General features: G+C 58.1%; 21 protein-coding genes, 1 tRNA gene and 1 pseudogene. 15 read left to right on the top strand and 8 right to left on the bottom strand.

From position 1 onward, the window contains the following. Nucleotides 1–90 precede the first annotated feature (90 nt). Nucleotides 91–963: a polyphosphate kinase 2 gene (gene ppk2, locus AK81_RS16085; protein WP_162491978.1), complete on the top strand. Its 873-nt coding sequence runs from the start codon at nt 91–93 to the stop codon at nt 961–963. 5 nt (nt 964–968) lie between these two features. On the opposite strand, the gene AK81_RS16080 is transcribed toward ppk2, so the two are convergent. Further along, nucleotides 969–1,505, bottom strand: a complete 537-nt coding sequence (locus AK81_RS16080; protein ID WP_043200356.1) for a hypothetical protein — start codon at nt 1,503–1,505, stop codon at nt 969–971. 131 nt (nt 1,506–1,636) lie between these two features. Between AK81_RS16080 and AK81_RS16075 the strand changes: the two genes are divergently transcribed. Continuing rightward, nucleotides 1,637–2,080 carry a hypothetical protein gene (locus AK81_RS16075; protein ID WP_043200355.1) on the top strand — a complete coding sequence of 148 codons (444 nt, stop codon included), beginning with the start codon at nt 1,637–1,639 and terminating at the stop codon, nt 2,078–2,080. Between the two features lie 181 nt (nt 2,081–2,261). Here AK81_RS16075 and gabP read toward each other — a convergent pair whose 3' ends face one another. After that, entirely contained in the window at nt 2,262–3,647 is a 1,386-nt protein-coding gene (gabP, locus tag AK81_RS16070; RefSeq protein ID WP_043200354.1) for a GABA permease, read from the bottom strand. Between the two features lie 641 nt (nt 3,648–4,288). Between gabP and AK81_RS16065 the strand changes: the two genes are divergently transcribed. The 5 genes from AK81_RS16065 (at nt 4,289) to AK81_RS16045 (ending at nt 8,595) form a co-directional block, all read left to right on the top strand. After that, on the top strand, nt 4,289–5,062 hold the full coding sequence (locus AK81_RS16065; protein ID WP_043200353.1) for an ABC transporter ATP-binding protein: 774 nt from the start codon (nt 4,289–4,291) through the stop codon (nt 5,060–5,062). A gap of 11 nt (nt 5,063–5,073) precedes the next feature. Beyond that, nucleotides 5,074–5,826: an ABC transporter substrate-binding protein gene (locus AK81_RS16060; protein WP_043200352.1), complete on the top strand. Its 753-nt coding sequence runs from the start codon at nt 5,074–5,076 to the stop codon at nt 5,824–5,826. 54 nt (nt 5,827–5,880) lie between these two features. Continuing rightward, nucleotides 5,881–6,573: an ABC transporter permease gene (locus AK81_RS16055; RefSeq protein WP_016497593.1), complete on the top strand. Its 693-nt coding sequence runs from the start codon at nt 5,881–5,883 to the stop codon at nt 6,571–6,573. After that, nucleotides 6,573–7,262, top strand: coding sequence for an ABC transporter permease (locus tag AK81_RS16050; protein WP_043200351.1), 690 nt, complete (start codon nt 6,573–6,575; stop codon nt 7,260–7,262). The genes AK81_RS16055 and AK81_RS16050 overlap by 1 nt, the downstream gene beginning before the upstream one ends. A 127-nt stretch (nt 7,263–7,389) precedes the next feature. Then, on the top strand, nt 7,390–8,595 hold the full coding sequence (locus tag AK81_RS16045; RefSeq protein ID WP_043200350.1) for a methyltransferase: 1,206 nt from the start codon (nt 7,390–7,392) through the stop codon (nt 8,593–8,595). 280 nt (nt 8,596–8,875) lie between these two features. On the opposite strand, the gene AK81_RS16040 is transcribed toward AK81_RS16045, so the two are convergent. Next, on the bottom strand, nt 8,876–9,145 hold the full coding sequence (locus AK81_RS16040) for a DUF3077 domain-containing protein (protein ID WP_043200347.1): 270 nt from the start codon (nt 9,143–9,145) through the stop codon (nt 8,876–8,878). Between the two features lie 564 nt (nt 9,146–9,709). Here AK81_RS16040 and AK81_RS16035 point away from each other — a divergent pair. The 5 genes and pseudogenes from AK81_RS16035 to AK81_RS16010 all read left to right on the top strand — a co-directional run bounded on the left by AK81_RS16035 (nt 9,710) and on the right by AK81_RS16010 (nt 13,789). Next, a complete protein-coding gene (locus AK81_RS16035; RefSeq protein ID WP_043200346.1) occupies nt 9,710–9,958 on the top strand; it encodes a hypothetical protein in 249 nt (82 codons plus the stop codon). 98 nt (nt 9,959–10,056) lie between these two features. Next, nucleotides 10,057–10,132, top strand: a tRNA-Thr gene (locus AK81_RS16030). Nucleotides 10,133–10,304: 172 nt separating this feature from the next. Further along, nucleotides 10,305–11,627 (top strand): tyrosine-type recombinase/integrase, encoded by a 1,323-nt coding sequence (locus AK81_RS16025; protein WP_043200345.1) that lies wholly within the window; start codon nt 10,305–10,307, stop codon nt 11,625–11,627. 909 nt (nt 11,628–12,536) lie between these two features. After that, nucleotides 12,537–13,517 (top strand): annotated as a pseudogene (locus AK81_RS16015) (integrase domain-containing protein). Beyond that, nucleotides 13,514–13,789 carry a hypothetical protein gene (locus AK81_RS16010; protein WP_043200341.1) on the top strand — a complete coding sequence of 92 codons (276 nt, stop codon included), beginning with the start codon at nt 13,514–13,516 and terminating at the stop codon, nt 13,787–13,789. The pseudogene AK81_RS16015 and the gene AK81_RS16010 overlap by 4 nt, the downstream one beginning before the upstream one ends. A 155-nt stretch (nt 13,790–13,944) precedes the next feature. On the opposite strand, the gene AK81_RS29565 is transcribed toward AK81_RS16010, so the two are convergent. From AK81_RS29565 to AK81_RS16005, 4 genes are all read right to left on the bottom strand, one after another. Continuing rightward, nucleotides 13,945–15,018 carry a hypothetical protein gene (locus AK81_RS29565; protein ID WP_154100802.1) on the bottom strand — a complete coding sequence of 358 codons (1,074 nt, stop codon included), beginning with the start codon at nt 15,016–15,018 and terminating at the stop codon, nt 13,945–13,947. Then, on the bottom strand, nt 15,011–16,048 hold the full coding sequence (locus AK81_RS29560) for a hypothetical protein (RefSeq protein ID WP_154100801.1): 1,038 nt from the start codon (nt 16,046–16,048) through the stop codon (nt 15,011–15,013). The genes AK81_RS29565 and AK81_RS29560 overlap by 8 nt, the downstream gene beginning before the upstream one ends. Before the next feature lie 11 nt (nt 16,049–16,059). Continuing rightward, nucleotides 16,060–17,223, bottom strand: a complete 1,164-nt coding sequence (locus tag AK81_RS29555; protein ID WP_154100800.1) for a caspase family protein — start codon at nt 17,221–17,223, stop codon at nt 16,060–16,062. A gap of 486 nt (nt 17,224–17,709) precedes the next feature. After that, nucleotides 17,710–17,946 (bottom strand): helix-turn-helix domain-containing protein, encoded by a 237-nt coding sequence (locus AK81_RS16005; RefSeq protein WP_043200340.1) that lies wholly within the window; start codon nt 17,944–17,946, stop codon nt 17,710–17,712. Nucleotides 17,947–18,412: 466 nt separating this feature from the next. Between AK81_RS16005 and AK81_RS30460 the strand changes: the two genes are divergently transcribed. After that, a complete protein-coding gene (locus tag AK81_RS30460) occupies nt 18,413–19,366 on the top strand; it encodes a DUF6036 family nucleotidyltransferase (RefSeq protein ID WP_241496084.1) in 954 nt (317 codons plus the stop codon). A 250-nt stretch (nt 19,367–19,616) separates the two neighbouring features. After that, entirely contained in the window at nt 19,617–19,823 is a 207-nt protein-coding gene (locus AK81_RS28395; RefSeq protein WP_081042079.1) for a DUF3079 domain-containing protein, read from the top strand. A gap of 142 nt (nt 19,824–19,965) precedes the next feature. On the opposite strand, the gene AK81_RS15995 is transcribed toward AK81_RS28395, so the two are convergent. Next, nucleotides 19,966–22,263 (bottom strand): TonB-dependent siderophore receptor, encoded by a 2,298-nt coding sequence (locus AK81_RS15995; RefSeq protein ID WP_043200339.1) that lies wholly within the window; start codon nt 22,261–22,263, stop codon nt 19,966–19,968. A 140-nt stretch (nt 22,264–22,403) separates the two neighbouring features. Here AK81_RS15995 and AK81_RS15990 point away from each other — a divergent pair, with 140 nt between their 5' ends. After that, nucleotides 22,404–23,123: a response regulator gene (locus tag AK81_RS15990; RefSeq protein ID WP_043200337.1), complete on the top strand. Its 720-nt coding sequence runs from the start codon at nt 22,404–22,406 to the stop codon at nt 23,121–23,123. The last annotated feature ends 1 nt before the right edge of the window (nt 23,124 follow it).

Below are 23,124 nucleotides of genomic sequence, written 5' to 3'. Positions count from 1 at the left end.
CTCCTGCTCCCCGCCCCCAGCGAGCCTGCCATTACCCCGGTCCGCACGCGCCGCCCCCGCCAGCGCAAGCCGGAACCGACGATCACCCGCATCAGCCAGCAACCCGCTGCACTGGAGGTCGCCACCGCCCCGAAGGGCAGCAACGAAGACAGCACCTCGGCCCGCCTGCCGGGCAGCTACCCCTACCGCACACGCCTGCGACGCCAGGACTACGAAAAGGCCAAGCACGCGCTGCAGATCGAGCTGCTGAAGGTACAAAGCTGGGTGAAGGAAACCGGCCAACGTGTGGTGATCCTGTTCGAGGGGCGCGATGCCGCGGGCAAGGGTGGCACCATCAAGCGTTTCATGGAGCACCTCAACCCACGTGGCGCACGCATCGTCGCACTGGAGAAGCCTTCCGAGCAGGAACAGGGCCAGTGGTATTTCCAGCGCTACATACAGCACCTGCCCACAGCGGGTGAAATGGTGTTCTTCGACCGCTCCTGGTACAACCGCGCAGGGGTCGAGAAGGTGATGGAGTTCTGCACACCGCTGCAGTACCTGGAGTTCATGCGCCAGACACCGGACCTGGAGCGAATGCTGTGCAACAGCGGCATCCTGCTGTTCAAGTACTGGTTTTCGGTGAACCGCGAAGAGCAGCTGCGGCGCTTCATTTCACGCCGGGACGACCCGCTCAAACACTGGAAGCTGTCGCCCATCGACATCAAGTCGCTGGACAAGTGGGAAGACTACACCGCGGCCAAGGAAGCGATGTTTTTCCACACCGACACCGCCGATGCGCCGTGGACGGTGATCAAGTCCGATGACAAGAAGCGCGCGCGGATCAACTGCATCCGCCACTTCCTGCATTCGCTGGACTACCCGGGCAAGGACCACAGCGTGGCCCATGCGCCGGATGAACTGCTGGTCGGCAAGGCCTCTCGCGGCTTCGAGGAAGACGAACTGGTCGCCCAGCCAGCCTGAAGGGCCTAGAAGTTGGCCAGCGCGCTGCAATAATCAGCTTTGCGCCTGGCCACGTCCTCAGCCTTGTCCAGGCGCTTGAGCGTGCTGCCGCAAGCGCTGTAACCGCGGACCACCAGTTCGTAGTCGGCGCCTTTCTCCGGTACGAACGAGAACATGCCCAGGCAGTTCTCCACACTGCCATAGCCGGCCGAGCGGCCACCGTCGAGAAAATGCAGGGTAAACGGCTTGCCGGCAGGCACCAGCACTTCGCTGACTGCGTCACCGGCCTGGGCAGGTGCACCGGCAGGCATGCCCAGGGTTTCGCCATTGCGGTCGGCGAAGCCTTTGGTGGGCACCGCAATTACACCGGCACCGGGGCTGTACCAGTCCACGCAGTCCTTTTCCGGCACTGCACGCACCATACCGTCGGCGACCACCCGCAGGCGTGCGGTATCACCGCCACTGGGCGAGCCGTACGGTGTATTGAAGGATTTGACTGCAGCAATGTTGCCGCAGCCGGCAAGAGCGGCGGCCAGCAGGCCGAGCATGACGGGTGTTTTCATCCGTGAATGTCCTTTGCGCGAATGCCGAATGTCCGGCAGCGTGACTCAGACCCGCCAATGCCGCTTGGGTTTCACAGCCATCTGCGATTCAATACGCACTTTTCCAGCACCACCCAAGGACTCGAGCCCCCATGGCCACCCCTACCAAGCAACAGAAACGCGCCAAACGCGCCGCCAGCAAGGCCAAGCAGAACCGCATGGTACGCAGCGGCCAGGCGGTCAAGGCCAGTGCCGGCGACAGCGCCAGCGTCGAGCAGGTGTACAACAAGGCCATGGAGTCGGGCAGCTACGACGCGATGTTCGAGAAGATGAAGGAAGCCCAGGAAGGTGGCCTGGTACCGATGATCTCGGTATTCCTGGTCGACCCGCTGCTGACCCTGGTGCTGAAGGGGCACAAGGAAGAGCACGCCACCGACTACATCGTGCTGGTGTTCAACGCCTACCGCAAATGGCTGGACGGCGCTGACGAAGAGGCCACCATGGCCTGGCTGGAAAGCGATGAGTTCCAGGATGCCTACATCGCCGCATCCGAGCTGGTGGCCAAGCAGCAGCAACTGCAGAAGCAGTTTGGCTGATACAGCTTTTTAACCTTTACCGGCCTCTTCGCGGGCTTGCCCGCTCCCACAGGGACCCCACCGACATCTAGGCCTGTGGTGAACCTGTGGGAGCGGGCAAGCCCGCGAAGAGGCCGGTAAAGGCAAACAAAAAGGCCGCGCCCCCTCACAGGGCGCGGCCTTTTCATTCAGCCAGCGCGGATCAGTTGTCCAACGCCACCCGCCCGGCAGCTTCACGCTTGCGGTGCACCAGCAAACCAGCCGCTACCACACCGATGCTCAGCAGCGCGGTCGCGATGATTTCGGCGCGGTGGTCTTCACCCACCGCCATCACCGCCAGCACGGCAACGATAAACGCAATGGTCGCCCAGGTCAGGCCCGGGAACAGCCACATCTTGAAGGCGATCTTCTCGCCACTGGCTTCACGCTGGGCGCGCATGCGCAGCTGCGAAATGGCAATCACCAGGTACACCAGCAACGCAATGGCGCCAGAGCTGGCCAGCAGGAATTCGAACACCTGGGCCGGGGCCACGAAGTTGGCGAACACGCAAAGGAACGCCGCTGCAGTGGACAACAGTACCGCCACGTGCGGGGTCGCCGCCTTGGTGGTGCGCTGGGCAATGGCCGGGGCGTCGCCACGCTTGCTCAGCGAGAACAGCATGCGCGAGGAGGTGTACAGCGCCGAGTTCAGGCAGCTGGTCACGGCAATCAGCACCACGATGTCGACGATCAGCTTGGCATTCGGCACGCCGATACGGCTCAGCACGGTCTGGTAGGAACCGGTTTCGGCCAGGGCCGGGTCGTTCCATGGCACCAGGGCCACGACCAGGAAGATCGACACCAGGTAGAACAGGCAGATACGCCAGATGACCGAGTTGGTGGCGCGGCTGATCTGCTTGCCCGGGTCCTTCGACTCGGCAGCGGCGATGGTGACGATTTCGGTACCCATGAACGAGAACATGGTGGTCAGCATGGCTGCCAGCACTGCGCCCAGGCCGTTAGGCATGAAGCCTTGGGTGTCGAACAGGTGGCTGGCACCGCTCACCTGGCTGCTCGGCACAAAGCCGAACAGGGCAGCACAGCCCACGGCGATGAAGCCGATGATCGCCAGCACCTTGAGCAGGGCGAACCAGAACTCGAACTCACCGTAGTTCTTCACGCTGCACAGGTTGGTCAGAGTCAGCGCCAGGGTAATGATGAGGGAGAAGGCCCACAGGTCAACTGCAGGGAACCAGGCATGCAGGATGGCCGCGGCAGCGTTGGCCTCCAGCGGAATCACCAGCACCCAGAACCACCAGTACAGCCAGCCAATGGTAAAACCGGCCCAACGCCCGATGGCGCGGTCGGCATAGGTCGAGAACGAACCGGTGTCTGGCGAGGCGACCGCCATTTCACCCAGCATGCGCATCACCAGCACGACCAGCGTACCGGCAGCGGCGTAAGCCAGCAGCACGGCCGGGCCGGCAGCTGCGATGGCGTGGCCAGAGCCTACGAACAGGCCGGCACCGATGACGCCAGCGATAGACAGCATGGTCACATGCCGTTGTTTGAGCCCCTGAGCGAGGTCATTGGAATTGTTACCGCTCATTAAAACTACCTTTGTAAGGAGTGGACCACTCCGACTGCGGAAACGGAGCGCGCCTGGGGTTGATCTAGGCGTCGCTGCAATCGGCGGTTTCCTACTGGCAATAAGCGCGCCATCTGCTGAATGCATTCGTCAGAAAATTCTGCGGGCCTTTTAGGACGCGGTTTGGAGGGCTTTCGGCCAGACCTTGACCGAAAGGGCGCCAAATCATCGGATTACTGAAATACCCACTTACAAACGCACCAAAGGTGCTCCCAGGTAACACCCGTGCACTACCGCAATGCAGAAAAGTGCAACCTTGAGGTACAACCTTCTAGCCTGCCTGCGCCATTGCGGGTAACCCCACTCTTAGTGGAGAGGGCTGACCTAAAGGTCGGGTTTACCCCTCGAATGGGCCAAAACCGCTTCCATGAGCAGGCTAAAGCTGGCACCATCGCGCCTTTTTTCATCAAGGCTCTGGTGCTGGGCGACACCTTCGCGGACATCGGCGCGACGTTGCGCTGCAGCGATGCGACAAACTGCCCCACCAGTGCCCCGAGTCCCTGGCAACCCTGTTGGCCGCCATAATGCCGCTATGCTAGCTTGGCGCACGCCAGGAAGGCCGCCAATAGCTGGGAACGCACCCGAACACATGAGGACCGCACATGGCTCAGGCCACGCCCGCGCTGGAAATCCGCAATCTGCACAAACGCTACGGCGACCAGGAAATTCTCAAGGGCATTTCGCTGACCGCACGCGACGGTGACGTGATCTCCATCCTGGGGTCGTCCGGCTCCGGCAAGTCCACCCTGCTGCGTTGCATCAACCTGCTCGAGAACCCGCACAAGGGCGAAATCCTGGTTGCCGGTGAAGCCCTCAAGCTCAAGGCTGCCAAAAACGGCGACCTGATCGCCGCCGACAACCGCCAGATCAACCGACTGCGCAGTGAAATCGGCTTTGTCTTCCAGAACTTCAACCTGTGGCCGCACATGTCGATCCTCGACAACATCATCGAGGCGCCACGCCGCGTGCTCGGCCAGAGCAAGGCCGAGGCCATCGAGGCCGCCGAAGCGCTGCTGAACAAGGTTGGCATCTACGACAAACGCCACAGCTACCCCGCCCAGCTTTCCGGTGGCCAGCAACAGCGTGCCGCCATTGCCCGTACCCTGGCCATGAAGCCTAAAGTCATCCTGTTCGACGAGCCCACATCGGCCCTCGATCCGGAAATGGTCCAGGAAGTGCTAAACGTTATCCGCGCATTGGCCGAAGAAGGCCGTACCATGCTGTTGGTAACGCACGAGATGAGCTTTGCCCGCCATGTGTCCAGTGAAGTCGTCTTCCTGCACCAGGGCCTGGTAGAAGAGCAGGGATCGCCGCAGCAGGTCTTCGAGAACCCGACCTCGGCGCGTTGCAAGCAATTCATGTCAAGCCACCGCTAACGGAGCAATACATGCACACTTACAAGAAGTTTCTCCTGGCAGCTGCTGCCACGCTGGTGATGTCGGCAAACGCCATGGCCGCAGAAAAACTGCGCATGGGTATCGAAGCCGCCTACCCACCGTTCAACAACAAGGATGCCAGCGGTAACGTGGTTGGTTTCGACAAAGACATCGGCGACGCCCTGTGCGCCAAGATGAAAGTCGAATGCTCGGTCGTCACCTCCGACTGGGACGGCATCATCCCGGCCCTGAACGCCAAGAAGTTCGACTTCCTGGTGTCTTCGCTGTCGATCACCGACGAGCGCAAGCAGGCCGTAGAATTCACCGATCCGTACTATTCCAACAAGCTGCAGTTCATTGCGCCGAAAAACGTCGACTTCAAGACTGACGCAGCGTCGCTGAAAGGCAAGTCCATCGGTACCCAGCGCGCCACCCTGGCCGGCACCTACCTTGAAGACAACTTCAAGGGCGTCGACGTCAAGCTGTACGACACGCAGGAAAACGCCTACCTGGACCTGGTGTCCGGCCGCATCGACGGCATCCTGGCCGACAAGTACGTGCAGTACGAGTGGCTGAAGAGCAAAGACGGCTCGAACTTCGAGTTCAAGGGCGAGCCGGTGATGGACAGCGACAAGATCGGCATTGCCGTGCGCAAGGGTGACACCAAGCTGCGCGACGAGCTGAACAAAGCCCTGGCCGAAATCAAGGCCGACGGCACGTACAAGAAGATCAACGACAAGTACTTCCCGTTCAGCATCGAATGACCCGCCCTGACCGGCGCGCCCAGGTGGCGCGCCAGTCCCTAAAATGACCTGCCCATGAATATCGACCTGCACGGATTCGGTCCGGCCATGATGGCCGGCACCCTGATGACCGTAAAACTGGCGCTTTGCGCCTTGCTGCTGGGGCTGGTGCTGGGCCTGCTCGGCGCCCTGGCCAAAACCTCCCCGCTCAAGCCGCTGCAATGGCTTGGCGGCTTCTACTCGACCCTGGTTCGCGGCGTGCCCGAACTGCTGTGGGTGCTGCTTATCTATTTCGGCACCGTCGGGCTGATGAACAGCCTCGGCGAAGCCCTGAACATGCCGGGCCTGGAGCTTAGCGCCTTCGCTGCGGGTGTAATCGCCCTGGGGCTGTGCTTCGGCGCCTATGCCACCGAAGTGTTCCGTGGCGCCATCCTGGCGATCCCCAAGGGCCACCGTGAAGCTGGCCTGGCGCTGGGCCTTTCCAAGGGCCGCATCCTGTCGCGAATCATTTTGCCGCAGATGTGGCGCATCGCCCTGCCCGGCCTTGGCAACCTGTTCATGATCCTGATGAAGGACACCGCCCTGGTGTCGGTGATCGGCCTGGAAGAAATCATGCGTCACTCGCAAATTGGCGTGACCGTGACCAAGGAGCCGTTCACCTTCTATATGGTCGCGGCCTGCATTTACCTGGGCCTGACCGTCATTGCCATGACCGGCATGTACTTCATGGAAAAACGCGCCGCTCGCGGCTTTGCGAGGGCTGAATAATGAATTGGGAAGTCATCTTCAAATGGCTGCCACGCCTGGCTGAGGGCGCAACCCTGACCCTGGAGCTGGTGGCCATTGCGGTGGTTGCCGGTTTGATCCTGGCCATCCCGCTGGGCATCGCCCGCTCCTCGCGCCACTGGTACGTGCGCGCAGTGCCGTTCAGCTACATCTTCTTCTTCCGCGGCACGCCGCTGCTGGTGCAGCTGTTTCTGGTCTACTACGGCCTGGCGCAGTTCGATGCCGTGCGCTCGAGTTCGTTTTGGCCGTACCTGCGCGATCCGTTCTGGTGCACGGTGCTGACCATGACCTTGCACACCGCCGCGTACATCGCCGAGATCCTGCGTGGCGCGCTGCAGTCGATCCCCAAGGGTGAGATCGAAGCGGCACGGGCGCTGGGCATGTCGCGGGGCAAGGCGCTGGTCTACATCATGCTGCCCCGCGCTGCGCGCATCGGCCTGCCAGCGTACAGCAACGAAGTGATCCTGATGCTCAAGGCCAGTGCCCTGGCCAGTACCGTGACCCTGCTGGAACTGACCGGCATGGCCCGTACCATCATTGCCCGTACCTACCTGCCGGTGGAAATCTTCTTTGCCGCAGGCGTGTTCTACCTGGTGATCTCGTTCCTGCTGGTGCAGGGCTTCAAGCTGCTGGAGCGCTGGTTGCGCGTGGACGCCTGCCAAGGCCGCTGACATCTCCTGGCATTCTTCGCGGGCACGCCCGCTCCCACAAGTACTGCACAGTGCTTAGCCTGTGCACTATACCTGTGGGAGCGGGCGTGCCCGCGAAGAGGCCCTCAAACCCAACACACTTCTCCCCATGCCCAGCCACCTCCACAGCCACCACCTAAGCACCCGCTTCCAGGCCCTCGACCAGTTCCTGATCGAGCACCAACAGCTGTGGAAACCGCGCCCCTTCACCACCCTGCAACTGGGCTGGGAAACCGCCCACCCCGAGCTTGCCGCCCACCTGCGCCAATGTTCCCTGGCAGACGCCGAAGCCGACAGCGTCACTGACCGCTTGCCCGCCCCCTTCCCGCAACTGGCCGAGCAAGCCCAACAGCTCGCCGCCCTCGGCAACCTCCCTCAAACCGACCTGCCACCTGCCGCCCACCGCCTGGACGTCGCCGTCCCCGGCCGCAAATGGCAGCAGATCGAAGCCTTCGCCAGCCACCTGAGCTTCCGGGACCAACCGCAACACTGGCTGGACTGGTGCTCCGGCAAAGGCCACCTCGGCCGCCGCCTGCTGCAACCCGGCCAGCAGCTGACCTGCCTGGAATACGACGCCGAACTGGTCGCTGCCGGCCAGGCCCTGAGCGCGCACCATCACCTGCCAGCACAGCACGTACACCAGGATGTGATGGCCAGCGACAGCGCCCACCATCTGGCGGGTGATAAAAGTGTGGTTGCCCTGCACGCCTGTGGCGACCTGCATGTGCGCCTGATGCAACTGGCCAGCCAGCAAGGTTGCCGGCAACTCGCCGTAGCCCCCTGCTGCTACAACCGTATTGCGGCGCCGCAGTACCAGGCGTTATCCACAGCCGCGCAGGCGTCGCCCCTAAGACTGTCGATGGACGACCTGGGCCTGCCCCTGAGCGAAACCGTCACCGCCGGTGCCCGCGTGCGGCGCCAGCGCGACACCTCGATGGCCCGCCGCCTGGGCTTTGACCTGCTGCAACGCCAGCAGCGCCAGAGCGGCGAATACCTGCCAACGCCGTCGCTGCCGGTAGCCTGGCTGGAAAAGCCCTTCGAGCAGTACTGCCGCGATCTGGCCGACCTCAAACAACTGCCCTTGACCGGCAACCCGGACTGGGCCGCCCTGGAGGCCGCCGGCTGGCAGCGCCTGGCCGAGGTACGCAACCTGGAGCGTGTACGCAACCTGTTCCGCCGCCCGCTGGAGTTGTGGCTGGTACTCGATCGCGCCCTGTTCCTCGAAGAACAAGGCTACGCCGTTCGCCTGGGCTTGTTCTGCGACTATCCACTGACCCCACGCAACCTGCTCATCCTCGCGGAACGCGACCGTTAGCCGCAGCACAACCTGTGGATAAGTCTGTGAACAAGCTTTTGATTACCTGTTGGATCCGAGCGCTATTTCAAGCGCATGGCTTATTCCTGCGCGCAGCTCAAGGCCAGTAAAAACAGGCGTTTGCGCAAAGACCAGCGGCGCAGCGATCCGGCATGCCTTTCGCGCAAGACGTCAATGCTACTTGTGCATAAACATTTCTTGTGGTTGGCGCAAGCGGCTTTTGTGGGAGCGGCCTTGTGTCGCGAAAGGGCTGCAGAGCAGCCCCGGCGATCTCACATTTTCAATGCGATTTATGCTTGGCAATCTCGATATCGTTCATCAGCGCCTTGGCCATGTCGCACAGGTAATCGGCTGCACCCAGGAATTTATGGTCGTCCTCCATATCCCCCTCGCGCACCAGGTGCTTGATATAGCCCATCAGAATCGAGACATGCTCATAGGCAGCATCGACCGGGACGCCGGGCTCTACGCGTAGCAGATTGAGGGATGGGTTACCGGCTGCGAGGAAGGTTTCCACCCCTGCGGTGGTGATTGGCTCATCTTGTTTCATGGCAAATCCTCATTCACGAAAGGAGGCTGCCAGAAATCTTTCTCACGGATTTGGGGCGGCAGCCGTACGCGGGGTGAGAAACCGAGTGAATAAGGAAGCCCGGCCAGACCGAGGTCTGCCCACGTACGGCCACCATGACAGGTAGCGCTTATTCAAAGTCGGGCTCTCACACCCGGTCGCCTGAGCGACCCAAGAACGTTATCCGTGAGCGATTTCCCCGACAACAGCGATACTTCGGCGGCGCGCGTAGGATACGTCCGAAGCATCCAAACCCTGAAGCTTTTGGCCCCACGGTTCAGAATTTTCATACAGCTTATGGCCTCTTCGCGGGCACGCCCGCTCCCACAATTTCTGCACCGTTTTCAAGGCACCCACTGAACCTGTGGGAGCGGGCATGCCCGCGAAGAGGCCATGCAAGACAACACAAGGCTAATGCCCCACCGCCGTAACGGTGTATCATCCGCCCCCCAAATCATTAAAAAGTGACGTCGCGCGCTGCCCGCCAGCCCCGCGGCCTTCTGGCGTTGTGCCAGAACCGACAATGGACCAACGGACCTGACCATCGTGACCCAAGCCAAACCACTAACCCTGTTGACCTTCGCCCTGGCCCTGACCGGCTGCGCCGGCGGCACCTCGCCTCACCCAAACAGCAACCTGGGCTGGAACCACCCCGGCATGCAACTGGGCGGCGACAACGGCCTGCCCCTGCGCACCGAAAGCCCCTGCCGCAAGCGCGGCTGCGACAACGACAAGTTGTTCTTCAACCCGGGCAAAAGCGAGCCAAGCGTCAACACCATCCACCGCGGCTGGTAGGAAAATTCTCCTTTTAGGCCGGTGACTTAGGTCTTTTTCGAACATTCGCAACTAAGTGGTTTACAGGCGCCAAACGATCGTTATAATGACGCCCCATTGCCGGTATAGCTCAGATGGTAGAGCAACTGACTTGTAATCAGTAGGTCCCGGGTTCGATTCCTGGTGCCGGCACCATTCAAGGTTCCATAGAAAGCTTTCAAAATCTCTGGAACCCCCGAAAAACCCGCCTTCTGGCGGGTTTTTTCGTTTTGGGGTTCCGTCGGATTCCGGTGAATCCTTGTGGATTCCAACCGGTTTAAGGGTAGAGTTTGGGGTAAAGGTCACTTCGATAAAAGGGAGTACCCTTATGTCGCGCACCACTGCTCCACTCTCTGATTCGGCTTGCCGCTCAGCCAAGCCCACCGACCGCGCCTACAAGCTTTTCGACGGCGACGGCCTCTACCTTCTAGTCCAACCCAATGGCCGCAAAGGCTGGCGGCTCCGTTACGTCAAACCTGACGGACGGGAAGGACTGACCTCGTTCGGCAACTATCCCGTCATTGGCCTCGCCGACGCGCGCCGCAAGCGCTTGGAGGTCAAGCGAATGCTGGCGGATGGCATTGATCCCATAAAGACCAAGCACCAAGTCAGGGCGGAAGCTGTGATCAAAGGCAGAACCTTTGAAAGCGTTGCGCTGGGCTGGCACACGGAAATGTCGGCCAAGTGGGCACCAGGCCACTCCAAGACTGTGATGAGCCGCCTCAAAACCCACGTATTCCCGCTGATCGGCGCCCGCGCCATTGTCGACCTCGACACCCATGACCTCATGCAGCCCTTGGAAGCGATCAAGAAGCGCGGAACGATAGACGTTGCTTTAAGGGTACAAAACTACCTGCAGAGCATCATGCGCGAGGCAAAACGCCTCCGGCTTATCACCGTAAACCCTACTTACGACCTCGAAGGCTTGATCAAAGCCCCGCGGGTGGTACATCGCCCCGCTCTACCCTTATCGCGACTGCGGGAACTACAGGAGCGGATCGACACCTATAAAGGCCGGGCACTTACTCGTCTGACGGTGATGCTGTCGCTGCATGTGTTTGTACGCTCCAGCGAGCTGCGTTTCGCCCGCTGGAGCGAGTTCGACCTCAAGCGCGGCACCTGGGAAATCCCAGACACTCGGCCAGCGCTGGAGGGAGTACCCTTTTCCACAAGGGGTACGAAGATGGCCGGGGACATCCACCTTGTACCCTTATCTCCGCAAGCGGTGGCTCTACTCGAACAAATCCATGCGCTCACAGGTAACTTCGCATTGGTGTTCGCAGGGGATGCCAAACCCTGGAAGCCCATGTCCGAAAATACCGTGAACAACGCACTTCGGACGATGGGATACGACACCAAAACCGATATCTGCGGGCATGGATTTCGTTCGATGGCCTGCAGTGCACTGATCGAGTCAGGATTGTGGTCGGAGACAGCCATTGAACGGCAGATGAGCCACAAGGAGCGCAACAACGTCCGCGCCGCTTACATCCACAAGGCCGAGTTCATCGAGGAGCGCAGGCTGATCATGAACTGGTGGAGCCGGTACCTGGAGGCCAACCGGCAGGAGCATGTCACTCCACACGAATTCGCGAACCAGACCGGAGCGAACGTCACTCGCCTAAAAGCAAAACGTGGCGCAACCGAGTAAGCGCTCGGTCTTCATATCTCAGTGATCCGCTTGTCCGCACGGGTCCATCCAAACAGGGCTGCAAAGCCGCCCTGCTTGGATGGACCTCATTTAAAAAATCTAAAGCCCACGCAAATTGTCTGTGGAAAACCACAGATTTCCACCGGTGGATACTTTCATCCACAGCCGCAGAACTCCCAAAAATTCGAGCCTTGACCCGAATTATCCACAGGCGTAGAAAAGATCGGGCAAAGCGCTGTCATAGACAGCAACCCCAAGTAGCTAGAACCTTTAAGGCTACGCCACACCGTGGTGGTTCTCCCAAAGTGCGATTAGCGTCCGGCGGCTCGCACGGTCACAGCGATGTGATGGATGCCTACTTCTACCAGAGTGCCCACTGCGGCCACTCATTCCCTTTCATAGCTGCCCTGCAGCAACCTATCCGCTTGGCCATTTCCTTGCGCCAACCTGCGCCCGTCTCTTTCTTCCGGAAAGAGACGGGCGCTCCTACCGCTGCTGCAGTCCACCTCGTACAAGGCTTTGCGGCATTTCCCCTCGTGACAATCGGCGTGACAAACACCGAAGTCACCAGCAACAGCGATGCAGATGATGGTGCCGCAGCCCAGGGAATGGACTGCACCTGACTGACAGTCAGGCATGCCCCGGTCATCGCTTCACTGCCTTCACCTGACTCAGGATCTCGCGGCGCTGGTCTAGTCAGCCAGTGCAACCTCCACCCGCCCACTTCCTCGGAAGTGCTCAGGAGGCCAGATCATGAGATGCCCAAGCTCCCGGTCGTAAAGAGCCGCCAGTCCCGCGTTAGTGGACAACCCTCACAGGTCGCAGGGGCCTTGATCCCTGATAACACTCAACATTCTTGGCGGGATGACGTGGGGCGAGGATCGGAGAACGGGAGATGAGGTGATTGAGATGACATTGGCGGGTAGACGCGATGGCCGCAATTTCGGCTACGGCAGGCAATTGAGCTACGCAGGGCCGCAGGCATTGAAAGACATGTTCGGCGGTGGCCACTACGGCACGGTCAAGGCGCATTCTGATCGGTAGCAGGCATTTGTGAAGTGGTGCCGATCCGAACAGGGGCCCGGTATCAATGATGCGCGGCAGGTTAATCGGAAGGTGTTGGCCAACTATGCGGCGTATCTCCGTGACCTGGTTGGGCGCGGCGACCTCGCCATCAGCACCGCGCAAAATCGGCTATCCAGCGTTAACAGGACCATGGCGGCGCTTCGCGGTGATCAGTGCGTGAAGTTGCCCAGCCCGAGCAAAGAGTTGCGTATGCAGCGCACCGGGGTTCGCCAGTCGGTGCCACAGGGCCAGGACCGCAAGCAGGTTCAGCAAATCGTCGATGCGCTTTGCCGTCATCATCAGCTACGGGCCGCTGCGATTGTTCTGTTAGCGCGAGCCACCGGCATGCGCTTGCGTGAGGCCATCTTGGCTGACCTGCCACGGTTAAGTCGTGAGGCCCAAAATTTAGGCAGGATCAACATCCAGGATGGCACCAAGGGCGGCCGCGCCGGCGCCTCGGCACCACGTTGGATTGCGGTGGACGACCATGTTCGAGGTGCACTTGGGGTTGCACGACAGGTGTTGCCTGAGGGGAGCCGCAATCTCATCGCGCCACACGAAAGCTACCTGAACTTTCTACAAAGAATTGTCCGCCCTGCACGGGACATCATGCATGCACACAACCTCAAAGGCTTCCATGAGCTACGAGCGGCGTACGCATGTGAGCGCTATGAGCAAATCACCCAACACCCCGCGCCTATTAATGGCGACCAATGTTGCCAGGTAGATAGGGACCTTGATCGTGAGGCCCGAAGGCAAATCAGCTACGAGCTGGGGCACAGTCGGATCGATGTGGTCGCTGCCTATATTGGAGGGCGGTCATGAGTAAGCCATTCGACATGGAACTGTTCTTGGGTGGAATGCTTACGGGGTCGCCCGCGACACGGCAACGCCATTTACGGCAGGCGAAGACCATCCAGAATGAAATTGCTGAACGCTGGCAGCGAGAAACGCCGTGGACTTGGCAGAGAAAGCATCTAGACTGGTTTCTAAATCATCGCCTAGCAGAGCATAGTGACGAAACGCGGTATTATTACTTGTTGACCGTGCGCTTGCTCGCTCGCAGATTAGAAAAACAATGGATTTTTGTTATCTAAATTAAGACAAAAAAAACTAACAAACACAATCAAAAGTAAAATTTTGACTGTATATTTCTGCTATGCATAAATGCAGCCCGGAGCAGGGCTCCAAATGGAGAGCTATCGTTTCCGGATCAAGCATCTCAATCCATTCCACGCTAAACTAAATATTGTTAACCCACCTCTACAGTCAGCCCTTTAGTTTGATCCCCATAAAAAGCCTGATACTTAAACTCAGCCTGCCAACGCTTTCTACCCCACAGATCATTATGAATACTAGGAACATTAAAATATATGCTTGGCTCATTGGCGCAAGTAATTATCCTGGCAACCGCAGCAATATCAGGATGATGATGTTTGTTACCATCCGTTGATATCAGCCATTTATCGCAACTGATACTCGCCATTAATTCCTTGCTTACATTTTTCTCACTACCGTGATGAGGGACTTTAACAGCATCAAAACTTATTGGAAGCCGATCAGTGAATTTTTCAAACGCACCAATAAGATCACTAGCTAGTGCGTCACCGGCGAGCAGAACTCGTTTTCCTTCGTACTCTAAGACAAGGGTTATACTACTGGCATTAGTAGTACTAGTATCGGCTACAAACTGTGCGTTTGCCACTTCATCCAAATCTTCAAGACTGGATATATCGATGCTACTTCTCGCCCCAAGCTCTTCTAAGCCTACTACAGGAGGGGGGGCCTCATTCAGAGCCTCAGACATCGCCTCTGGCCATGAAGGAGCTAGTTCGTACAACCTTTTTGGGGTGGGCCCAATGACAGTAACTACCATATTTCCTGGCAAAACAATTTTTATTGGCTGCCCATCGGAAGAAGTGCTTACAGCCTTTTTATCAAAGGCCAAATTCCAGTGACCCGAATATTCCAACCAGTTTGAAAGCTCATCTCCCTGTATAGGACCTAGTGATTCGAGGGTATGTTGGCTTTCTACAAGATGCTTGTGCCCATTAAACCAAAAGTCTGAGATTGACAAGTTGGGAATTTTAGGAGACTCCACGAAGCAGCTAATAGCCCCCCATATATGATCACAATCAATATGAGTTATAACAATGAGATCAAAATGTCTTCGCTCTTCTGGCATTGCCGTTATCAGGCTTTTTAACTTTCTACCACTGGCCTTTATTCCGGAGTCAACAAGCATTTGCCTTGGATTATCCGCATCACCCCATCGGATCCAGAGCGCATCACCCTCTCTAGCGGGGAGCATTGTAATTTCAAACATCAAGATCACTCGACTTGGAGTAGCAGAGATACCTAGAACGCCAGTCGATAAGAGTGGCCATATTAAATATGGATTCAAATTGACTTTTCTCAACTGGAAGCGCTCTAATTAAAGAAAGCAACACTGAAAAACTATCGCTATATAGTATTTTTTGATGAGCCGCAGTTTTTATTAGCTCAATCGCGCTGCATTCATCATTCTCTGACTCTGCCAATATTAGCGCGAGAAAAATCTTCCCATCAGGTAGCCATTCATATCGATTATTGAATTCTTGCAACCACCTTTTATGAAGATGCAGACGCCCAACTTTAAATAGCGCAATTACTCCTAGCATTGCCCCAGTTGGATCTGGATATCTATCCAAAAGCGCTTTCATGCTATTGAAAGCCACTTGTGATGCATAGAATATTCGCCCCGAATCTAACATTTGCTCCATCGAAGAAGCTATAGTTCGTGTTGGTGCTATTTTTATTTTTGGATAAGTAAAGTTATCTTCACGGTTTGAAAAAACTTGGCACCACATTGAGCGAAAGTGATTACCGCCGCTAACTGGCAAGTTAACAACTACCGCACCTTTTTCGGTGACAAACGTAGCCGAAGTAAGTTGCTCCATGGGATTTTCTTGCCGAATTACCCACCGATCATCCTTCATGTGAATCTGTGCACCTTGCGTTATCTCAACAAGCTTAATGTCAGATGTCTTGGGGCTTGAAGGAGCAGGACTTATGAAATGGACAAAATCCTCATCTAAGAGGCTGGCGTCGGGACCAGCTTCCGTTTTAAGGTAAAATTTTACTTCCTTTTTTTCGTCTTCCGAGACCTGAACTATTTGACTTATGGCTTGTCCATTATCCTTCACTGTGCTTAGTTCATAAATCCCTGAGGGAACGAGCACTTGCTTAGGAGTAGTAGTGAGATAAAGCCTTAATCGTTGATCTCTAATTTTTATTTTCGTATCACCGCCCGCGAAATTTAGCTTTGAGTCAACAACTATATTTATCGATCCCCAGCTGTCCTGACTATTTAACATATCCTTATCCCTTAAGGCTTAACTGACAGAACTTTTTTAGGCGGGCGCACATTTAATAAAGCTTGGCGTTGCGACGTTGCACTACCAAGCGAAGTGTTCCATGCCGCGCTATACAATCCAGCCGGGAGAAAAGTACTGAAAGGCCAATCAGAATTGCTGTCAACATGTGTACAACTAGAAGATCTCAAATTGAAATTTGTGCAGTGTCCGCGATGAGCCTGTGGACTTACATCAGCCTCAAACTCAACAGTTGGCGCAGCGATCATTGAATGCAACACTGCGTTTTCAATGATCCCTATATTCTCCACAAACTGCTCAGCACCAGCTGCCCTGGCTTTTTTTGGCACAGCAGAGGATAAATACTCTATGAGACTTGTAGCTGTTACCTCCCAAGGTGACTCATCTTCTCCATCTGACTGCGCCGCCTCACCCGAAACGAGACCGTTCATAAGTGCCTCGTTAAATAGAGTGACTCCATCCGGTCGCCCATAAGCTTTAGCACCACTTATCGAGGACAGAAACATTGTAGAGCTCTTGGCGTGACCGTTTTTCTTGCTGCGCTGCATCGAACCAACCATACACTCGAATTGCTTTGCGACTTTAGGCTCCTGCCTGCAAACATCCGCAAACCAGAACTGCGTTTGGGCTGTTCCAGGATGACTAGCACTTTTGTGCAAGCTCATTAAATCAAGTGACCCGTGCAACTCTGTAGGGTGAGCAGGGTCGCCAACATCACTAAGCAAAAGAATTGCCCCCGTCTTTGTTAACTGCACACCGTGCCCGGCAAAATACACAACTCCAACGTTTTCAGTATGTTTAGCCAAAGATGCTGAAAATTGGTCGAAGTAGAGTTCTGCATTGCCTCTGGTGGCTTCTGAACTTCCATCCAGCATGCCTTTAATCTTGGCATTTACTTCCTCTTCGGCTTCAAAATTGGGCGAAAGTAAAATACGAACTGAAGACAGAGGTGCAGACGAGTTTCGGTAATTTTCAATTAGCCACGCTGCAAAATCAGAGGCAGATCTCGCAGCTGAAGTTAACTGAGCCATCTCCAGCTCACGGCCAAAGTCTGAAGTAGACTCACCTCCAGAAAGATGTAAATATCGACTAACACCAATCACAAGTGCGTGAGTACAAGGCACATTTGTAGCCGCAGCGGTTGTATACACAGTCATTAGAGCCAAAAACTCCATCTCGATGGCAGCAGCCAGATGATAGCAAAACGTCAGTACCCAGTCATTCCGTACCTTTCTATTGACGTTTCGCCCTGAATCCCCCCCATGGCATGAGCATGATTCCCGAGCCTAATGGCACGAATCCTATCAGAGCCATACTGCCCTACTGTTGCCTCGGGGCAATCGGTCTAAGATTGACTCCACTCACACTCATCAAATCCGACCCAGCGCCAAAGGATAATTTTAGAGATAGACAATCACACAACTAAAAATAAATCTCTTAAAATCATGCAGTTATGGTTTTTTTCGACTCCTGGTGCCGCACCATACGCAGTATCAAAAAAGGCTCACCGAAAGGTGGGCCTTTTTTGTTTTCCGTGTCCCAAATGTCTTGGAACCGGCGCGATCGGTGTGGGAGATGGATTGCCTGCGATGGGCTGCGTCCAGTAACCACTCCCCAGTAGGCAGTTTCTTGATCGACATGGCTTAGACCGGGCTGATCTGGTCACAGTTCGGGGCAGCTTCACCCGTGGTCAGCCAAAGCGCGTATTTCTTGAACCGTGGGTGATTGGCCACCTTGAGGAACGGTGCCACTCCCATCTCGGTAATTCCCGCTTCGTACTTCTTCCAGGTGCTGATGCTGAACCCCAGCAGTTCGCAGAACTCGCCCTGCGTCAGGCCTTCCCTTGACCGTAAAGCTTTCATCTTCGCCGCCAGATCCACAGCAAAATCCTTTCTTGGCAGGTTCCAAAATCACTCTTAGGTTAACTGAATGCAGCATGCCCTACGTCACCGTTGGCGAATGCGCCCGGCGCTCGGTCAGTCGGGCTCGGCCATTCGCCGCGAGATCGAACTTGGTCGCTACCTCATCCACCCCTTTGAAGACACAGGAAGGCATAGAACTGCTTCTTGAAGAGCCGCCGACTCAAGCTCTGCGCTTGCGCGCGCTGAGTTGATTGCGCATCAGGGGTTCGCCTGGGAAAGACTACACAGTCTCAAGCTCACAACGGACAGCGCGACCGAAGCGGAAAGGCATTGGGAAGCCTGGTGTTTTGGACCAACGTAGGTCCCTGGGAGACGTTAACGGCACGCGGCCTTGGCAGGTTCTTTTTGCAAAGCGATGTTTCAACGAAACAACTCTGCATCCATCCGTGAGTAAAGTGCCCTTCCAACCTCAGGAGCCTGCCTCATGCTGCACCTGCAAACCCCTCTGGCGCAGGCTGTGCGCCAGCTCTTCGATAGGGCCTTGCCATTGCTGGCAGGGCGGCCTCCGGCAACAGTCAAGGTCTACGTCTTTGGCGGGTGTGCCTTGCACATGCTGACAAATGCCCGAGGCAGTGCAGATGTCGATGCGGAGATTCAGGCCAGCGAGCATCTGCTCAGGGACGAAATCAGGGCAATCTATGCCGCGCCGGAAGACTACGAGCAGGATGGCCTGGACCTGTCCGTGGTGTTCGACCAGCAGTTCAATAACGCGCTATGCCCCTTGCATGAAGACTACGATGCGCGGGCAATATTGCTTCCCAGCCAGGAACGCTCCCCTTTACAGGTTTTCATCGCCCACCCCATCGACCTCGCCATTTCAAAACTCAACTCCCAGCTCGACGACCCGCTAACAGAACTCCGGGCACTCGCGTGCTCTGACATGCACACCACCGATCAACTCGCCCGTCAGGCACTCGATCACCTGGTCGTTCAAGCAACCAAAGCCTCGCTGGACAAACTCGACAAGGCCGTTGCCGAGACCTTCGCACTCCTGTTCTGGTATAGAAACGAGGATATGCGCGGAGCACTGGAAAATCGCTTGAACATGCCAAGGTTAGCCCCCGTACGGAAGCGGCGCCTGATGTATCTGGTTGACCGCCTTCGCCGCTTCCCGTGTATGAAACCGGATCAAGCTGAACAGATGAAGAAGCTGGTCGCCCGCTGGAAGGACCTGTCTCACGGCCTGAATGCAAAGCTGGTAGAAAAGGCTCAGGCAGTGAACCGTTACGACAAGGTCGCTGCTACATGGGGCGTGGCTGAGCCGGTTTCCAGTCTGATGAACATGGTGCTGGACCTGCAAACCCGGCACTTTGTAGATGCCCATCACCTGCCGAACGGCTATGCCAAGCTGACAACACACGCATCTAAGCACCGATGACTCATTCCATGCATCTAGGCAAAAAGGTCACTGACGCTCGGTTGTAGCTTGTGGGGGCTGCATCAGGGCGTCCGAGCAGCCATGCTGCGATCTGACCTTTTACCACTTGCCGCACTCAGCATGCGGAACAGTGGTCCTCGATGCAGAATGTGAGCGCCGCTTGGGATTCTTCCCCAAAGTTGATCTCAATCAAGCTTGAGATGAACACGCAGCCTAGCCTGAGATCTGTCAGCAGTTGAGGGATGGAAGCATGGCCAAGAAATTTCCCACAAACCCTAGCCATCCCGAGCGCATCTGCTGGGGATGCGATCTTTACTGCTCGGCCAAATCACTGGCCTGCGGCAATGGTGCGGATCGGACCATGCACCCGGTGGAATTATTTGGTGAGGATTGGGAGCGTTTCGAGGGGGGCTTGGAGAAACCGTCTGACCAAGGACAAGACGCAGAGCCCGGATAGCGCGGGGGATGGCACCGGCTGCGCCGGTGTTCGCGGCTAAAGCCGCTCCCACAGGGATTGCGCATGCCTTGAGGTAGGCACTGAACCTGTGGGAGCCCGGCCTGCCGGCGATGGGCTGCAAGGCAGCCCCAAGCAGCGCTGGTCAGAACGCCGTACTTACCGTCAACGACAGGTTGCGCGGGTCACCATAGATCGCCCCTGCATAGAACCCGTAGCGGGTGTAGTAATGCTTGTCGAACAGGTTGTTGGCGTTGAGGCTGACGCTGGTGTCGTCGGTCAGCTGGTATTTGGCCATGGCATTCCAGATGGCGTACCCGGACCAGTTCACGTCGGTAGCACCGTTGCTCACGCCGTTGGTGGGCTGGCCGGCCGGGCTGGAAATGGCGCGGATGTTGGTTTGCGCAGTCACGCCGGCACCCAGGGTCAGGCGGTCGAGCGGGCCGCTCAGGCGGTAGGTGGTGGAGGCCTTGAACAGGTGCGACGGGTCGCTGCGCCCGTCGCTGTCAACGCGACGGAAGTGCAGGTAGGTGTAACCGGCGTAGACGTTCCAGTTCGGGGTCAGGGCGCCAGCGACTTCCAGGTCGATACCGTCGGTTTCCTGGCCGGAACCGGCCTTGTAGGCGTCGCCACCGGTCGGGGTGGTCAGGTCGCCGTCCAGCACTGCCTTGTTTTCCTGCTTGGTGCGGAAGTACGCCGCCGAGGCGTTGAGGCGGCCGTCGAACCACTCACCCTTGATACCCGTCTCGTAGCTTTGCCCGCGAATCGGCTCGACCTTGCTGCCGCTGCTGGTTTCAGACGTTTGCGGGGTGAAGATGTCGGTGTAGCTGGCGTACAGCGAGTAGTTGTCGTTGAGGTCGTATACCGCGCCCAGGTACGGGGTGACGATACCGTTCTCTTCCTGGCTGGTACGCGCCCCGGCCACGCTGCGGGTGGTGGTGGAGTAGTTGCTGGTGCGCACGCCGACGATCACCGACAGCGGGTCGGTGATGCTCAGGCGGGTAGCGGCGTACATGCCTTGCAGGCGCGTGGTGGTCTTGCTGTGGCGGCCGGTGCGCGAGGCGAGCATGTTGTAATCGTCGTCCACACCATTGCGCCAGTCAGTCAGCGGGAAGCCATTGTTGGCGCGGAACTGGCAGCCCAGTGCAGGGGCGCTGGCCATACCGTCGCCGACCATGGTGCAGGTGTACTCGGGCGACCAGCCCACCGTGCGGCTGTCGTTGTAGCCGACCATCGCCTGGTGGGTGCGGCCGAACAGCTGGAAGGGGCCCGACAGGTCGATTTGCGCCGACTGCTGGGTGGTGTCGCTGGAGCTGTGCAGGCCGTTGAGCACGGCACCGCTGCCATCCTGGTCCCAGTAGCCGCCATAGGTGCCGCGCCCGGCCGAATTCACCTTGGCCAGGCCGCGGTGGTTGAGGGTTTCGGTGGTGCTCTGGGCGGCTTTCAGGTCCAGCGTCCAGTCGTTGTCGAAGCGGTGCTCCAGCGAGCCGAATGCGGTGCGGGTGGTGTATTCGCCAAAGCTCCAGCTGGGCACCACGTTGCTGCTGCGCGGCAGGTCGGTCTTGCTGCCATCGCGGTACCAGATCGGGATGTTCGCGCCCCAGCCGCCGCCCACCACCTTGTTGTACTCATACTGGTAACCGGCACCCAGGGTGGTGGCGTCGTCCAGGTCGAACTCGAAATTGGCCAGTGCGGCGCGGGAGCGCTCGGACTGGTTGTCGCGGAACGAGTTGGCATCCTGCTGGGTCATCACGAAGCGCGAGCGCAGGCGGCCGTCTTCGGACAATGGCAGGTTGAGGTCGGCGCCCAGGCGGCGTTTGTCCCAACTGCCGTAGGTGGCATAGGCGCTGCCGCCGAAGGTTTTGGTCGGGGCCTTGCGGATCAGGTTGACGGTGGCCGACGGGTCGCCGGTGCCACCCAGCAGGCCGTTGGCGCCACGCACGATGTCGATGCGCTCGTACAGGTCCATGTTCATTGCGTTGCCGCTGCCGCTGAAATCGGAGCCGCCCTGGGTTTGCAGGCCATCGATCTTCCAGTTGCTGATGGAGTAGCCACGGGCACGGTAATCGGTGCGCCCGCCTACCTCAGACTTGCTCGCCGTCACACCCGGCGTCGTTTCCAGCGCTTGCTCGATGGTGTGGATGTCGCGGTCCTCCATCTGCTGGCGGGTGATGGTGGTGACCGATTGCGGCGTCTGCCGTGGCGTCAACGCCAGGCCGGTGGAACTGCGGGTGCTCTCGACCGTGTAGCCCAGTTGGCCGGCATCGTCGGCGGGCAGCAACGCGCTGTCCTCGATCTGCGTGGCGTCCAGCTCCAGGGGTTTGCCGTCGGCAGCCATGGCCCCGCCACTGATGGCGACGGCAATGCAGAAGGCCAGCGGCTTGATACGGTTGCCGCCTCGGGTGATGGGGGTGAAGGCTTGCGGGATGCTTACTGGATTCATTTGGGAAGGCTTCGTATTTGCAGATGATTTTTTGTTAGGATTCTAGGGATCGGCCCTCCAGGCTCCAGACCCGACATGTACGGGCATGTAATTGAACGTAACGAGCGCCACCGGCCCTCACCGAACAGGTGTTTTTCCGCATGAGCACGACCTTGCTGGTTGTCGACGATGACGACGAGATCCGCGAACTTCTTTGTGATTACCTGACAGATGCCGGCTACAACGTGCTGGCTGCTGCCGAAGGCGAGCAAATGCGCGAACAGCTGGCGCGGCACAAGGTGGACCTGGTGGTGCTCGACCTGATGCTGCCGGGTGAAGATGGCCTTAGCCTGTGCCGCCAGTTGCAAGCGACGCCGGGGTTGGCAGTGATCATGCTGTCGGCCAAGGGCAGCACGCTGGACCGCATCATCGGCCTGGAAGTGGGTGCCGACGACTACCTGGCCAAGCCTTTCGAGCCGCGCGAGCTGATCGCCCGGATCAAGGCCGTGCTGCGTCGTCCGCAACGCCTGGATATACCTGTCGAAGAACCGGCTGCGAACGCCCAGTTGTTCGCGGGCTTTCGCCTGGAACACGTCAAGCGCCTGCTCACCCGCCCTGACGGCGAGACCCTGACCCTGCCGCGCTCCGACTACCGCGTGCTGCGCGAACTGCTGGAAGCCAATAACCGGGTGGTTTCCCGCGACCAGCTGACCCGCAGTGCGTTCGGCCGCGACCACCTGCCCGACGACCGTTCGGTGGACATGTGCGTCAGCCGCCTGCGCCAGCAACTGCGGCGTGCGCCGGCAGGTGCCGCGCAAATCCTCACTATCCGCAACGAAGGCTACCTGCTGAGCGTCGCCAGCCGCGAGGCGGATGCCTGAG

The organism is Pseudomonas putida W15Oct28, from assembly GCF_000708715.2.
GTDB classification, from domain to species: domain Bacteria; phylum Pseudomonadota; class Gammaproteobacteria; order Pseudomonadales; family Pseudomonadaceae; genus Aquipseudomonas; species Aquipseudomonas putida_R.
Note: the sequence above shows the minus strand (reverse complement) of the source record. Positions and strands in the feature narration are given on the sequence as shown.